The sequence below is a fragment of the Rhodanobacter thiooxydans genome (genome assembly GCF_030291135.1).
In the GTDB taxonomy this organism is placed as follows: domain Bacteria; phylum Pseudomonadota; class Gammaproteobacteria; order Xanthomonadales; family Rhodanobacteraceae; genus Rhodanobacter; species Rhodanobacter thiooxydans_A.
The window spans coordinates 507968-521224 of sequence record NZ_CP127409.1; the positions used below are offsets into that span (position 1 = coordinate 507968).

Below are 13257 nucleotides of genomic sequence, written 5' to 3' on the forward strand. Positions count from 1 at the left end.
CGACATCGCTCGCAGGTTGGCGGGCGCATTGACCAGACAGCGAGGCATCTCATGTCGAAACTTCGCGTCGCGAGCTTTGCCCTTTCCATCGATGGCTATGGCGCCGGACCGGACCAGGATCTCCAGCATCCGCTCGGCCTCGGCGGCCCCGCGCTGATGGAGTGGATCTTCCACACCCGCGCATGGTCGAAGATGCACGGCGGCGACGAGGGTGAGAAGGGCGTCGACAACGGCATGGTGGAGCAGGGCTTCGCCGGCATCGGCGCCTGGATTCTCGGGCGCAACATGTTCGGACCGGTCCGCGGTCCGTGGCCGGACGACGGCTGGAAGGGCTGGTGGGGCGACGAGCCGCCGTACCACACCCCCGTCTTCGTGCTGACGCACCATCCGCGCGCACCGCTCAGGATGGCGGGAGGCACCGAGTTCCGCTTCGTCACCGAAGGTATCCACGCCGTGCTGGAGCAGGCGACCGCTGCCGCGGGTGGCCGCGATGTCCGCCTGGGCGGCGGCGTATCCACCATCCGGCAGTATCTGCGCGCGGGCCTGGTCGACGAACTGCATCTCGCCATGCGGCCGGTCCTGCTCGGCTCCGGGGAACATCTGCTGAACGGCCTCGATCTGCCTGCTCTCGGCTACGAATGCACGGGACACGTCGCGGGCGAACGTGCCACCCATGTGTTCCTGAGCAGGCGGGCGTGACCTGTCGGCCCTGCTGGCCGTGCGCCGTCGTGGGGATCGAGCGTCTGGCCGTGGCGAACGATCGGAACTGGCGATAGTGTCGACTCATTGCCGGCGCTGGAACATCCCCATCAGGACGAGGTCGATATGCCATTGAAAGTATGTCTCGCCGGTGCCACCGGTTGGGCCGGGTCCGAACTGGCGCGAGGGATTGCCGCGGCCGACGACCTCGCGCTGGTCGCCGCGGTCTCGCGCCGGCAGGCAGGGCGGTCACTGGGCGAAGTGCTGGGCGAACCGGAGCTTGCCGCGCCGGTCTTTGCCAGCGCCGCCGAGGCGCTGGCACGGCCCTGCGACGTGTTCGTCGAGTACACCCATCCGGGCAGCGCCAAGGCGAACGTCCTCGCTGCGCTGGGACACGGCGCGCATGTGGTGATCGGCACCTCGGGCCTCACCGATGCGGATTACGCCGAGATCGATGCGCGGGCACGCGAGCGGCAGCGTGGCGTGCTGGCTTGCGGCAACTTCGCGCTCACCGCGGTGCTGCTGATCAAGTTCGCCGAGATGGCGGCCAAGCTGATCCCGCAGTGGGAGCTGATCGACTACGCCAGCGCGGGCAAGCCGGATGCGCCCAGCGGCACCGTGCGCGAACTGGCCACGCGCATGGGCAAGGTGCGCCAGCCGCAGCTGGAGGTGCCGCTGGAGGAAACCCGCGGCCTGCGCGAGACGCGCGGCGGCACGCTGGCCGGCAGCCAGGTGCACGCGCTGCGCCTGCCGGGTTTCGTGATCGGCGCCGAGGCGATCTTCGGCATGCCCGACCAGACGCTGACGATCCGCCACAATGCCGGCAGCAGTGCGAAGCCCTATGTGGATGGTGCGTTGCTGGCGATCCGCAAGGTGTCGGGCCTGGTCGGCCTGCACCGCGGGCTGGATGCGGTGCTGGAGCTGTAGGGCACCCTGCCACACGACTGCAGGAGTGCTCGTGGCCGTGGCAGCGCCCACGTCTTGTGCGCAGGCGACTGCTGACTCAGTTCGCCCGTTCTTGAGCGTGCCGTTGCCATTGCCCCAGCAGCCACGACGCGCCGAGGCAGCCGGCCAGCGCCAGCAGCCAGCGAGTGGTCGGTGCATGCGGGGTCGGCAGGATCGTGACGAACGACGGCAGCCAGGCACTGCCGTACATCGCCACCACGACGCCCGCGGCGACGGCCAGGGCGGCAGCCAGCGCCAAGGTCAGCGCGAATTCGAACGCGGTGCCGGAGGCCGCCCGCCGGGTCGGAACAGCGGCGACGCACCTGGCCAGCTGCTGCGCGAAGTCCGCCGGCAAGGCATCCGGCAACGGTTCACGCAAGGCGCGTGCGAGCAGCCGGTAGCGCCGGCCGCGCGCGTCGTCGCCGGCGGGGTCGAGCTGCAGGCGTTCGCGCCGCATCGCGCGTTCCTGCACCAGCCATTCGCGCTCGTGGGCCGGGTCGTCGAAAGGGGGGATGGGATCGTCGATATGCTGGTTCATGCTGCAACTCCGGTCCGCGCTTCGAGCGCGCCGCGCAGGCGCAGGCGTGAGCGGAACAAGTGGCTCTTGATGGTGCCGCTGGCCAGTCCGGTGATTCGCGCGATCTCCGGGATGCCGGTTTCTTCGAGGTAGTACAGGGTCAGCAGCGTGCGTTGCAACGGTGGCAGCTGCTCGATCGCCGCGTGCAGGTGCCGCGCGGTTTCCTCGTCGGCGCAGGCGGCTTCCAGGTCGAAGTCGTCGCCGACGTTTTCCACCAGGGCGTAGTCATCGTCACTACCGTTGTCGATGAGCGGGATGCGCTTGTGCTGCAGGTGGCGCAAGGCGATGGTGTAGGCCACGCGGCCGATCCACGATTTCAGCGCGCTCTCGTAACGGTACTGGTGCAGGCATTGGTGCACGCGCAGGAAGGTGTCCTGGCACAGCTCGCGTGCGTCCTCGGGGTTGCGCACCATGCGCTGGATGATGTGCCAGCAGAGTCCCTGGTACTCGCGCACGAGCCGTTCGAACGCGCCCGGCCGGTTGGCCAGCACGGCGTCGACCAGTTCGCGGTCGGGGCTGCTGCGGATGTCATCCATGAGCAAGGGATACGCGCAGACGGTGGACGGTTGCAAGTGGACGGCTGCAACCGGCGCGGCGGTGGCTGTATCTAACTTTCCGACAGCCACCATCACCAGATCCACTCACCAGGAGAGAACCATGAATTTCGGCGAATTGATCCCGATCAGCCTGTTTGTCTGCATCGCCTATTCGATCAAGGTCTGCGTCGACGCCATGGTGCGCCGGCACATGGTCAACGCGGGCGGCTCGGAGGAGCTGGTGAACTCGCTGCTGCGCGACGAGGAGCAGCGCCGGCGCCATTCCTCGCTGCGCTGGGGCATCGTGCTGGTGGCGCTGGCGGCCGGTTTCGGGCTGATCCAGTGGTACGGCTGGCAGGAAGTCACCCCGGGCATGATCGCCGTGCTGGCCGGCGCGACGGGCCTGGGCAACCTGGCGTTCTTCGCGATCTCGCGGCGGATCGGCTAGATTCACCGGCGGGATACCGCCGCCATGTCGGCACGCCATGAAGTGAGCCGACCGCATGAACGAACAACTGCTGTTCAACCTGGTGGACCTGGCTGGCACGTTCGCGTTCGCGATCAGCGGCGCGACCGCGGCACGGCGCTGCAATCTCGACCTGTTCGGTATCCTGGCGGTCGCCTACATCACCGCCTGCGGCGGCGGCATCGCGCGCGACCTGTGCATCGGCGCGGTCCCGCCGGCGGGCCTCTCCGACTGGCGTTACCTGTTCACCGCGATGGTCGCCGCTTTGCTCACGATCGTGGCGTACCGGTGGGTGGAGCGGCTGACCTACCCGGTGCGTCTGTTCGACGCGATGGGGCTGGGCCTGTTTGCGGTGTACGGTGCGCACAAGGCGCTGCTGTTCGGCCACAACGCTGAAGTGGCGATCCTGCTCGGCATGATCACCGCGATCGGCGGCGGCGTGGCGCGCGACGTGTTGCTGGCGCGCGTGTCGGTGGTGCTGCAGAAGGAGATCTACGCCCTGGCCGCACTGGCCGGTGCCGCGCTGGCGGTGGTCGGCGAACACCTGCACTGGCCCGTGCTGTGGGCGACCTGGTTGCCGATCCTGCTGTGCTTCGCGTTGCGCGTCCTGTCGCTGTACCTCCACTGGAACCTGCCGCGCTTCGGCCTCGGCCGCGCCGACAGCTGACGCCTGCCCGATGGCGTGAGCTTGCGCACGTTCGCACGACGCCTGCACAAACGAAGGGGCCGGATCGCACGATCCGGCCCCTTCATGACACGGGACGCTCAGTGGTGATGATGGTGCTTGGTGTGGCCCTTGGCTGTGTGCTTGCCCTTGTTCTTGTCGTTGGCGACCGGGCTGACGGCCTTGCCGACGTTGGTGTCGTCCGCCTTCGCCTCGTTTGCGGCGGTGGACACGGCGTCGCCGTGCGAGTCGTGGTTCATCGACGCCGACGGCGGGCTCGGCGGGGTGTGGCCACCGCCATGCTGCGGTGCCGCCAGGGCGTACGACAGCGGCAGGGCGAAGGCAGCGGCGATCAGGGCGGCGGTGATGGTCTTGGTCATGGCGTAACCTCGGTTGGGTTGGACCATGCGGCGCATGGTGAAATCACGATAGGGCTGTGCAAGGACGGCAGAATGAACGGCAGATATGCGCAGGAAATTGCGTGAGAACCGCGTCACGCGGGCGGCGTGCCGGCGTCGCGCCACTCGTCCGCAGATGGCGTCAGCCCGCGCCGAACAGGTCTGCCTGCGCCTGGTAGCTGTCGCGGTCGACGAATCCGGCCAGGCCCACGCCGACCAGGCGGTAGCGGCTGTCGGCGGGGCGTTCGATTCGTTCGCGCAACGCGCAGGCGATGTCGGCCAGCTCGCTGGCGGATTGCGGGCGCAGTACCGGCGTGAGGCTGCGGGTGAGGGTATGGAAGTCCGCGGTCTTCAGTTTCAGCACCACGGTGCGCGCGACGCGGGCATGTTCGTGCTGATAGCCGGCCCACGCCTTGTCGGCGAGCCGGCGGATGTGTGGTTCGAGCTCCTCCAGCAGCAGGTCGTGCTCGAAGGTGTCTTCGGCGGAGATCTGCAGGGTGGGGCGCTCCGGCTGCACCGGGTGCTCGTCGATGCCGTGTGCCAGTTCGTGCAGGCGCCGGCCCCAACGACCGAAACGCTGCTCCAGTTCCGCCTGTGCGAATGCGCGCAGTTCGCCCACGGTGCCGATGCCGAGCACCGCCAGTTTCGCTTCCATCACCTTGCCCACGCCGGGCAGGCGGCCGACCGGCAGCGGGGTGAGGAACGCCTCGACCTGCAGCGGGCGCACCACGAACAGGCCGTCGGGCTTGCGGAAATCCGAGGCGATCTTGGCCAGGAACTTGTTCGGCGCCACGCCGGCCGATGCGGTCAGCTGCGTTTCCTCGCGGATCGCCGCGCGGATCGCCTCGGCGACAGCGGTGGCCGAGGGCAGGCCGCTCAGCGTGTGGGTGACGTCGAGGTAGGCCTCGTCCAGCGACAGCGGCTCGATCAGCTCGGTGTGCCGCGCGAAGATTTCGCGGATCTGCCGTGACACCGCCTTGTAGCGCAGGAAATCCGGCGGCACGAAGATCAGCTGCGGACATAGCCGCTCGGCACGGATCGCCGGCATCGCCGAGCGCACGCCGAACACGCGCGCCTCGTAGCTGGCCGCGCACACCACCGAACGTGCGCCGCGCCAGGCCACCGCCACCGGCTTGCCGCGCAGCGACGGGTCGTCGCGTTGCTCCACCGACGCGTAGAACGCGTCCATGTCGACGTGGAGAATCTTGCGTGGGGCGGAGGACAAGCGCGTGGCCGGACCAGTGGGGACCGGGCCATTCTAGCGAGCGGCACGCGTCGCGCCGAACCAAGGTTCAGCGACGTCGACGCCCGCGCCACTCGAACACCGCCAGCGCGGCGCTGGCCAGCACGAACGGCAGTGCGGTGTAAGTCAGCCGGTAGCACAGGATCGCGGCGAGCAGGTCGGCGCGCGCCTCGGGCGGAAACGACGCCAGCATGATCGTCTCGAACACGCCCAGCCCGCCCGGCGCATGGCTGACGATGCCGGCCAGCACGGCGGCCACGTAGATCGGCAGGAAATCCACGAACGGCGGCGCGCTCGCCGCCGGCAGCAGCACATACAGCGCGCCGAGCGCGGCCAGCATCTCCACGCCGCCGACCAGCATCTGCGCGGCGGCGATGCGTGCGCTGGGCAGCGCCAGCGTCAATCGCCCCAGCGCGAGCACGCGCGGGCGTGCCAGCCAGGCGAGCAGCGCGGCCAGCAACAGCAGTAGCGCCACGCCCGGCCAGCGGCCCCAGCCCTGCGTGATCGCGGGTTGCCAGCACAGCGCGCCGGTGATCACCACCGCGAAACCCAGCCCCACACCGAACCCGGCCAGCGCCACGATGCGCGCGATGTCGCCGGCACCCAGCCCGGCGGTGGCGTAGATGCGGTAGCGCAGCGCGGTGCCGGTGATCGCGTGGAAACCCAGCGTGTTCGAGATGCCCTGGGTGACCGCGCCGGCGAACGCGGCCAGCTTCGCCGGGATGCGGTCGCCCACCACGGTGCGCGCGGCCAGCACGTCGAACATCGCCAGCATCGTCAGGCTGAGCAGCGCCGCCCCGGCCGAACACGCGATGCGCCAACCCGGCAACTGCGACCAGGCCGCTGCCACGTCGTGCCAGCTGAGGTGGGTGACGTAGCGATGCAGCAGCCACAGCGCCAGGGCAAACGCCGCCAGCGAACTCGACCACGACAGCAGGCGCAGCCAGCGTACGGGCGAACCGGCGGGAGCGTGCGGGTCCGCCATGCTCAGCGCGCTTCCGCCAGCGCGGCCGACGACAGCCGGGCGGCCACGTCCCGTGCCAGTCGCTCGGCGGCGGCCGGGTGTGCGGCCAGGTGCAGGAACGGTTCGATCAGCTCCAGCTCCATCACCAGGAAACGCCCGCCGCTGACCACGCCGTCGACGCGCACGTAGGCGTGGTCGCCATGGCCGATCGCGGCCACCGCCGCCAGTGCGCGGTTGGCCGCGGCCAGGATCGCGGCATCGGGTTGCGCCGGCTCGGCGCTGCCGCCGTACTCGCCCTGCACGCGGTAGTCGCCGGCGGCCGGGCGCTTGATCACCGCATGGCTGAACGTACCGGCGAAATACAGCAGCGACCATTCGCCGTCGCTGACGATCTCCGGCACGAACGGCTGTACCAGGTAGTCGTGGCCGCGCGGCAGTTGCGCCACGGCATCGGCGAACGCCGCGTCGCCGGCCGTGCCGCGCAGCGTGTGCCACGCGCTGCCGCTGACGCTGGGCTTGATCACCACCGGCTGCCCCGCCATCGCCGCCAGCACGCCGGGCAGCGCGGCGGCACTGGCCAGCCGGGTGGGGATGATCGCCACGCCATGCTGCGCGAGTTCGAGCAGGTAGCGCTTGTCGCTGTTCCAGCGCAACAGCGCGCTGTCGTTGATGGTGGGGACGCCCAGCGCATCGAGCCGGTCCAGCCAATGCAGGAACGCCGCGTGGTGCTTGAAGTAGTCCCAGATGGTGCGGATCAGCACCGCGTCGAATGCCGACCAGTCCACCGCCGGGTCGTTCCACACGCAGACCACCGGCTGGATATCCAGCCGCTGCAGCGTAGCGGCCAGGTGTGCGTCGTCAGGCTGGATCGAGGGATGGTCGGCGGAGGTGGCGACGGCGAGCCGGCGAGGAACAGCGTGCGTGGACATGGCGACACCTCCAGGAGTGGAAAGGGCGCCCTTGCACTGGAGTCGCCAGCCGAGCGTGGCGGGCATGGCCCGCTGCAGCACCCCTCGGCGGCGATGGCGCAGCGCGCGTCGCTGCGTCACCAACCGGCACAGTCTTCCGGCGCGGCCGGCGCTTGTCAATTTGCCGGCCGGCACGGCCGCATGTCGTACGGGACTGGTCGAACCGGCGTCGACAATGGCAAGGTAGCCGGATGCTGACCGAACCCGCCAATGCCTATGCCCGCCGCCTGAACACCTGGGACGCCGCGATGATCGTCATCGGTGGCGTGATCGGGGCAGGCATCTTCCTCACCCCGGCCACGGTGGCGCGCAACACGTCGTCGGGCACGGAGGTGCTGGTGCTGTGGGCGATCGGCGGCCTGCTGACCCTGGCCGGCGTGCTGTGCTACGCCGAGCTGGGCGCGCGGCGGCCGCAGGCGGGCGGCATCTACGTCTACCTGCGCGAGGCGTTCGGGCTGCTGCCGGCATTCCTGTTCGGCTGGACCATGGCGCTGATCAACTACCCGGGCAGCGTCGCCGCGGTGGCCACCATGTTCGCCGAATATTTCTGCACGGCGGTCGGCCTGCCGCAGCTGTACGTGAAGCCGGCGGCGGTGGGCGCGATCGTGTTCATCGTCGGCGTGAACCTGTTCGGCATCCGTGCCGGCGCGTGGATGCAGAACGTGTTCACGGTGCTGAAGCTGGCGGCGATCGCGCTGCTGGTGGTCGCCGGGCTGGTGCTGGCGCACGGCCACCTCGGTCTGGCGCCGGTGGCGGAGGCCAGCCACCCGGCGTCGCCATGGTCGTTCGTCGGCGCCTTGCTGCCTGTGCTGTTCACCTACGGCGGCTTCCACTACCTCAATGACCTCGCCGGCGAAGTGCGCGACCCGCAGCGCACGTTGCCGCGCGCGCTGGGCCTGGGCATGGCCGGCGTGGTGCTCTGCTACCTGCTGGCCAACTTCGCCTACCTGGCGGGCTTGGGTCACGCCGGCCTCGCCGCCAGCCAGGCACCGGCGGCGGACCTGATGCGCCGGCTGTTCGGTGCACACGGCGCCACCGTGATCGCGGTGGGCATCGCCTGTTCCACCTTCGGCTACTGCAGCATCGCGATCGCCGGCGGCGCGCGCGTGCTGCAGACGATGGGCGCAGACGGCGTGTTCTTCCGCGCCGCGGGCCGCGTCGATGCGCGCACGCGCGCGCCGCAGATCGCGCTGGCCCTGCTCGGCGCCTGGGCGGTGGTGCTGACCCTGTCGGGCAGCTTCAACCAGCTGCTCAACTACACCACGGTCGGCGAGTGGCTGGGCCACGTGTTCGGCATCGGCACGCTGTTCTGGTACCGCAAGCACTTCATCGACGATCCGGCGCCGTACCGGGTGCCGTTCTACCCGCTGCTGCCGCTGGTCTTCGTGATCACCGTGTTCGGCGTGATCGTGGCCAGCGCGATCCACGCGCCGAGCGACGCCGGCATGAGTCTGGCGATCATCGCGCTGGGCGTGCCGGTGTACTACGGCTGGCAGCGCTGGGCGCGCCGTCAGCCGGGTTGAGGCATTACGCTCCATAGGGCGGGCACTGCCCGCCGGCTTCCGGCTTCGTGATGCAAGAGCGGCGGGCGGTGCCCGCCCTACAAAGTGCGAGGGCCGATGATGAAACGTCTTGCATGGATCTGGCTTGGCCTGTGCGGTCTCGGTACCTGCCACGCTGCGGGCGTGGTTGACCTGGCGGCCAGCGATGCCAGGGTTCGCATCAGCCTCGACCACGTGCAGCGCATCGGCGGTACCGAACGCGCCGGCGACGGCGTGGCGCAGCAGCGCTATGCGTTCCAGCCGGCGGCGCAGCCGCAGCTCGTGATCGCGCCGGCGAGCGGCGCATGGGACTGGTCGGGCCAGGGCGAACTTCGCCTGCGCGTGCAGAACGCGATGCCGTGGGCGGTGACGCTGATGGTGGAGATCGACGGCGCGGCGGACCAGCGCCTGCAGGCGACGGTCGGTGTGCCGGCCGGGCCGGCGCAGACGCTGGTGGTTCCGCTGCAGGCGACCTCGCCGCGCGGCGAAGGCATGCAGGTGGGGCCACCGATGCCGTTCGACGACCGCGGCCAGCCGACTCTGCTGGCAACCACCGTGCAGGGCACGCTGGACCTGCGCAAGGTCGGTGCGATCCGGCTCGGCATGCCCGCGCCGCAAGCGGCGCAGACCTTGCTGCTCGGCCGCGTCGACGTGATGCCGGGCGTGGCTACCCTGCGTGACGCGTACGCCGGCATCGTCGACTGCTACGGGCAATACACCCGCGGCCGCTGGCCGGAGAAGATCGGTTCCGATGCCGCGCTGCGTGCGGCAGTGCAGGCGAAGCCGGCCGCGCTGCAGCGCGCCGGGCTGGATGCGTACGGCGGACGTCTGGACGTCCAGGGTCTGCACAAGACCGGCTGGTTCCACACGCAGAAGCGGGATGGCCGCTGGCACCTGGTGACGCCCGACGGCCATGCGTTCTTCTCGCTCGGCGTCAACGCGGTGGTCACCGACGGCGGGCGCAGCTATGTCGAGGGCCGCGAGTCCATGTTCCGCGACCTGCCGCCGGACCGCGGCGAATGGGCGGCGTTCTACGGCCATGACGACAACCGCAACCCGGAGCAGGGCGCCAGCCGCGGCATCGGCTACCACCACGGCCGCTGGTTCGATTTCTACGCGGCCAACCTGTATCGCGTCGACGGCAAGGACTGGCTGGCGGCCTGGCGCACGCGCGCGCTGCAACGGCTGCCAGCGTGGGGCTTCAACACTCTCGGCAACTGGAGCGACGACGCGCTGGGGCAGGCGCACCGCTTGCCGTACACCCGCTCGATCGACATCGGTGGCGACTATGCCAGCGTTTCGAGTGGCTACGACTACTGGGGTCGCATGCCCGACCCGTTCGACCCGCGCTTCGTGCAGGCCGCCGAGCGGGCGGTGATCAAGGCCAGCGCCGGCGTGCGCGACGATCCGTGGCTGCTCGGCTACTTCGCCGACAACGAGCTGGCCTGGGCCGGCAGCGGCCCGCAAGGCCGTTGGGGCCTGGCGCTGGGCACGTTGGCCGGCGAGGCGAACAGCCCGGCCAAGCGAGCCTTCATCGCGATGCTGCGCAAGCAGTACGTCACGCCGGAAACGCTGGCCGCGGCGTGGGGCATCGCGCTCGCCTCATGGGATGCGCTCGACGCCACCGGCTTCGCCGCGCCCGCGCCGAACGAGGCACATCCGGCGATCGCGCGCGACTACAGCACGTGGCTGCGCCGCTACGCCGACACCTACTTCCGCACCGTGGCCGAAGCGATCCGCCGCCACGACCCGCACCACCTGTTCCTCGGCGGCCGCTTCGCGGTGCGCACGCCCGAGGCTGTCGCTGCCTGCGCCGTGTACTGCGACGTGCTCAGCTTCAACGTCTACGCCGACCTGCCGCAGCACGGCCTTGACCTCGCCGCGCTGCATGCGCTCAACAAGCCCGTGCTGATCGGCGAATTTTCGTTCGGCTCCACCGATCGCGGCCCGTTCGGTGCGGGACCGGAGGCCGTCTGGAACGAGCAACAGCGCGGCGAGGCCTACGCGAAGTTCGTTGCCGCGGCAGCGAGCGATCCGAACATCGTCGGCGCGCACTGGTTCGACTACGCCGACCAGCCCGTCACTGGCCGCGTGCTCGACGGCGAGAACAGCCATTTCGGACTGGTGGGGATCACCGATATTCCGTTTGGTGGGTTTGTGGAGGCGGTGCGCGCAGCGAACCGGCGCCTAGATAGCGGAAGACCTCATTGAGTGCGTCCCATGACGTGCGTGCGAGGTAAGTGCATATGATTTATCTGCGTTACCCTTCGCCCCAACTCCGATAGTCAGGCGATGCAATACGGTTTACATGCGTAGCCAGACGCCCAAATCTCTACCTTTACCACCGCCTACGATCACGGCATCGCATGCTTGATTGCCGGAGTTGTGCGCGCGCCATTTTCTGGCTCTTGCGCGAGACAGGTAGCCAACTTTCATATTACCGATCGACACACTCACTGCCTTCGGATCGTATTCGTTGTCATCTTCGGGCGCGACTACAGCACGGCACCCATGCCGGACCTCACCAGGGCCGACGATGGATCGAAGTGCTGTCTGATAGTTCGACTCGCCCACGATCTGCTGGTTGTAGCCGTCAGCGTATGAACGCAACCCCGTCGTCTTTTTGTTATGGCGATTTGCTCCGAGCATGGCATCCGGAAATTTCACGCAAAGAAACACAAGTGCGACGGCGGCTACGGCAATCCAGATCCACATTGCAGACTTCTCCGAGCACTGATCTGAAGCGATTTTGTCACGGGACGAGCGATGGGGTGAGGTGATGAAATCAAAGCGGACGGAGGTAATTAAACCTGTACCGGTTCTGGTTACCTGAGAAAACCGCGCGGCGATTCACACCACGCTGGGTAACGCGCCATGGAATTCCCAAGTCTGGGGGGATGTGAATCAGGCATTCCTCTCGTCGCGCTCGCGCCGCCGATGCTCCCCCTCGGCCATCGCCTTGAACCGGTTCAGTGACTGCAGCCACAGCGCGTTGTGTTCGGCTTCGTGTTCGCTGCCGGCATCGGGTACGCGGTTGAAGGGGATGCGCATCGGCGCGGCGTCGTGCGCCAGTGCGTCCTGCATGCCGCCGAAGTAGACCTTGTTGAGGCCGAACTTCGTGTTGATGCGGTCGATCACCGCATCGACATCGCGTTGTGGCGTGGTCGGCGCGAACAGCGAGCCGCTGCTTTGCGTGCGCGGCACCAGGCGCATCAGGGTCACGCTGACCGACAGCGGGGTGGCATTGGCGGGGCCGGGTAGCGGGCGGCGGCGGTCGCCGCTGTCGAGCATGCCGCTGAGCAGGCGCAGCAACTCGCGGCTGTCGTCGGTGGGGTCGAACGCGAGGTCGCGTTCCCAGCGCTGGTCGTGGCCGATGAAGCGGATGCGCACGGCCAGAGCGCCGCCGAGCATCTCCTCGCGGCGCAGGCGCATGGCCGCCTTCACCAGCAGTTTCTTCAGCACCGCGCGGGTGCCGGCGGCGTGGCGCAGTTCCGGGCCGAGCACGTGCGAGTGGCCGATCGAGCCGCGTGCGGTGGGTGCGACGGGCAGCCATGCGCCGCGCAGCAGGCCCCACATGCGTTCGCCTTCGATGCCACCCCAGGCGCGGCGCAGCACCAGCTTCGAGGCGGCGGTGAGCTGGGCCACGCTGGTGATGCCGGCTTCGAGCAGGCGCATTTCCATCGACGGGCCGATGCCGCACAGGTCGCGCAGCTTCAACTCGTGCAGCGCGTGTGGCAGGTCGGCCAATTCGATCACGGTGAGGCCGTCGGGTTTCCGCATGTCCGAGGCGGTCTTGGCCAGGAAGTCGTTCGGCGCGATGCCGATCGAGCAGCGGATCGCGCCGCCGGGCGCGGCCAACGCGATCTCGTCCTTCACCTGCTGCGCGATCGCCTCGGCGACCTCGCGCCGGCGCTGGCGGCCGACCAGTTCGCAGGCGACCTCGTCGATCGAGCCGACGTGGCCGATCGGTATCGCGTGGTCGATCGCCTGCATCAGCTGGTGGTGCCAGTGCACATAGCGCTCCGGCCGTGCCACGCGGATGGCGATGCCGGGGCACAGCCGCCGTGCGTCGCGCACCAGCGTGCCGGTGCCGACGCCACATGCCTTCGCTTCATAGCTGGCGGCGATCAGGCTGGTGGTTTCGGCGGCCACTGGCGCCACGCCGACCGGGCGCCCGCGCAGGCTCGGTTCCTCGTGCTGCTCGACCGAGGCGAAGTAGCTGTTGAAGTCGACGAACAGGCTGCGCAGGTTCATGG

At 69.1% G+C, this 13257-nt stretch carries 14 protein-coding genes and 1 riboswitch; of the genes, 6 read left to right on the forward strand and 8 right to left on the reverse strand.

All coding sequences use genetic code 11. The annotated features are described in order from the left end of the window. The first annotated feature begins 51 nt into the window (after positions 1-51). Together QQA13_RS02155 and dapB are read left to right on the forward strand one after the other, a co-directional pair. The gene (locus QQA13_RS02155; RefSeq protein WP_108470616.1) at positions 52-699 is read left to right on the forward strand and encodes a dihydrofolate reductase family protein; all 648 of its coding nucleotides are present in this window, start codon (positions 52-54) and stop codon (positions 697-699) included. A gap of 126 nt (positions 700-825) precedes the next feature. Continuing rightward, positions 826-1626, forward strand: coding sequence for a 4-hydroxy-tetrahydrodipicolinate reductase (gene dapB, locus QQA13_RS02160; RefSeq protein WP_108470617.1), 801 nt, complete (start codon positions 826-828; stop codon positions 1624-1626). Between the two features lie 76 nt (positions 1627-1702). Here the strand turns inward: dapB and QQA13_RS02165 are convergent, their stop codons facing one another. Together QQA13_RS02165 and QQA13_RS02170 are read right to left on the reverse strand one after the other, a co-directional pair. Next, positions 1703-2182, reverse strand: coding sequence for a hypothetical protein (locus QQA13_RS02165; RefSeq protein ID WP_108470618.1), 480 nt, complete (start codon positions 2180-2182; stop codon positions 1703-1705). After that, positions 2179-2757 carry an RNA polymerase sigma factor gene (locus tag QQA13_RS02170; protein WP_108470619.1) on the reverse strand — a complete coding sequence of 193 codons (579 nt, stop codon included), beginning with the start codon at positions 2755-2757 and terminating at the stop codon, positions 2179-2181. Before QQA13_RS02170 ends, QQA13_RS02165 begins: the two co-directional genes overlap by 4 nt. A gap of 121 nt (positions 2758-2878) precedes the next feature. Between QQA13_RS02170 and QQA13_RS02175 the strand changes: the two genes are divergently transcribed. Continuing rightward, a complete protein-coding gene (locus tag QQA13_RS02175; RefSeq protein WP_108470620.1) occupies positions 2879-3205 on the forward strand; it encodes a DUF6249 domain-containing protein in 327 nt (108 codons plus the stop codon). 55 nt (positions 3206-3260) lie between these two features. Next, on the forward strand, positions 3261-3890 hold the full coding sequence (locus QQA13_RS02180) for a trimeric intracellular cation channel family protein (RefSeq protein WP_108470621.1): 630 nt from the start codon (positions 3261-3263) through the stop codon (positions 3888-3890). Positions 3891-3988: 98 nt separating this feature from the next. Here the strand turns inward: QQA13_RS02180 and QQA13_RS02185 are convergent, their stop codons facing one another. From QQA13_RS02185 to QQA13_RS02200, 4 genes are all read right to left on the reverse strand, one after another. After that, a complete protein-coding gene (locus tag QQA13_RS02185; RefSeq protein ID WP_108470622.1) occupies positions 3989-4267 on the reverse strand; it encodes a hypothetical protein in 279 nt (92 codons plus the stop codon). 160 nt (positions 4268-4427) lie between these two features. Continuing rightward, complete coding sequence (gene dinB, locus QQA13_RS02190; RefSeq protein ID WP_234411259.1) at positions 4428-5474, reverse strand: DNA polymerase IV; 1047 nt, start codon at positions 5472-5474, stop codon at positions 4428-4430. A gap of 103 nt (positions 5475-5577) precedes the next feature. After that, positions 5578-6513 (reverse strand): UPF0104 family protein, encoded by a 936-nt coding sequence (locus tag QQA13_RS02195; protein ID WP_108470624.1) that lies wholly within the window; start codon positions 6511-6513, stop codon positions 5578-5580. A gap of 2 nt (positions 6514-6515) precedes the next feature. Next, a complete protein-coding gene (locus QQA13_RS02200; RefSeq protein ID WP_108470625.1) occupies positions 6516-7421 on the reverse strand; it encodes an ATP-grasp domain-containing protein in 906 nt (301 codons plus the stop codon). A 16-nt stretch (positions 7422-7437) separates the two neighbouring features. Further along, a riboswitch (S-adenosyl-L-homocysteine riboswitch) is annotated at positions 7438-7513 on the reverse strand. 138 nt (positions 7514-7651) lie between these two features. Between QQA13_RS02200 and QQA13_RS02205 the strand changes: the two genes are divergently transcribed. Both QQA13_RS02205 and QQA13_RS02210 read left to right on the forward strand, forming a co-directional pair. After that, on the forward strand, positions 7652-8983 hold the full coding sequence (locus QQA13_RS02205; RefSeq protein ID WP_108470626.1) for an APC family permease: 1332 nt from the start codon (positions 7652-7654) through the stop codon (positions 8981-8983). 99 nt (positions 8984-9082) lie between these two features. Continuing rightward, a complete protein-coding gene (locus tag QQA13_RS02210) occupies positions 9083-11212 on the forward strand; it encodes a beta-agarase (RefSeq protein WP_108470671.1) in 2130 nt (709 codons plus the stop codon). A 93-nt stretch (positions 11213-11305) separates the two neighbouring features. Here the strand turns inward: QQA13_RS02210 and QQA13_RS02215 are convergent, their stop codons facing one another. Next, the gene (locus QQA13_RS02215) at positions 11306-11716 is read right to left on the reverse strand and encodes a hypothetical protein (RefSeq protein WP_159082156.1); all 411 of its coding nucleotides are present in this window, start codon (positions 11714-11716) and stop codon (positions 11306-11308) included. A gap of 189 nt (positions 11717-11905) precedes the next feature. Next, complete coding sequence (locus QQA13_RS02220) at positions 11906-13255, reverse strand: DNA polymerase Y family protein (protein WP_108470627.1); 1350 nt, start codon at positions 13253-13255, stop codon at positions 11906-11908. Positions 13256-13257: the final 2 nt, after the last annotated feature.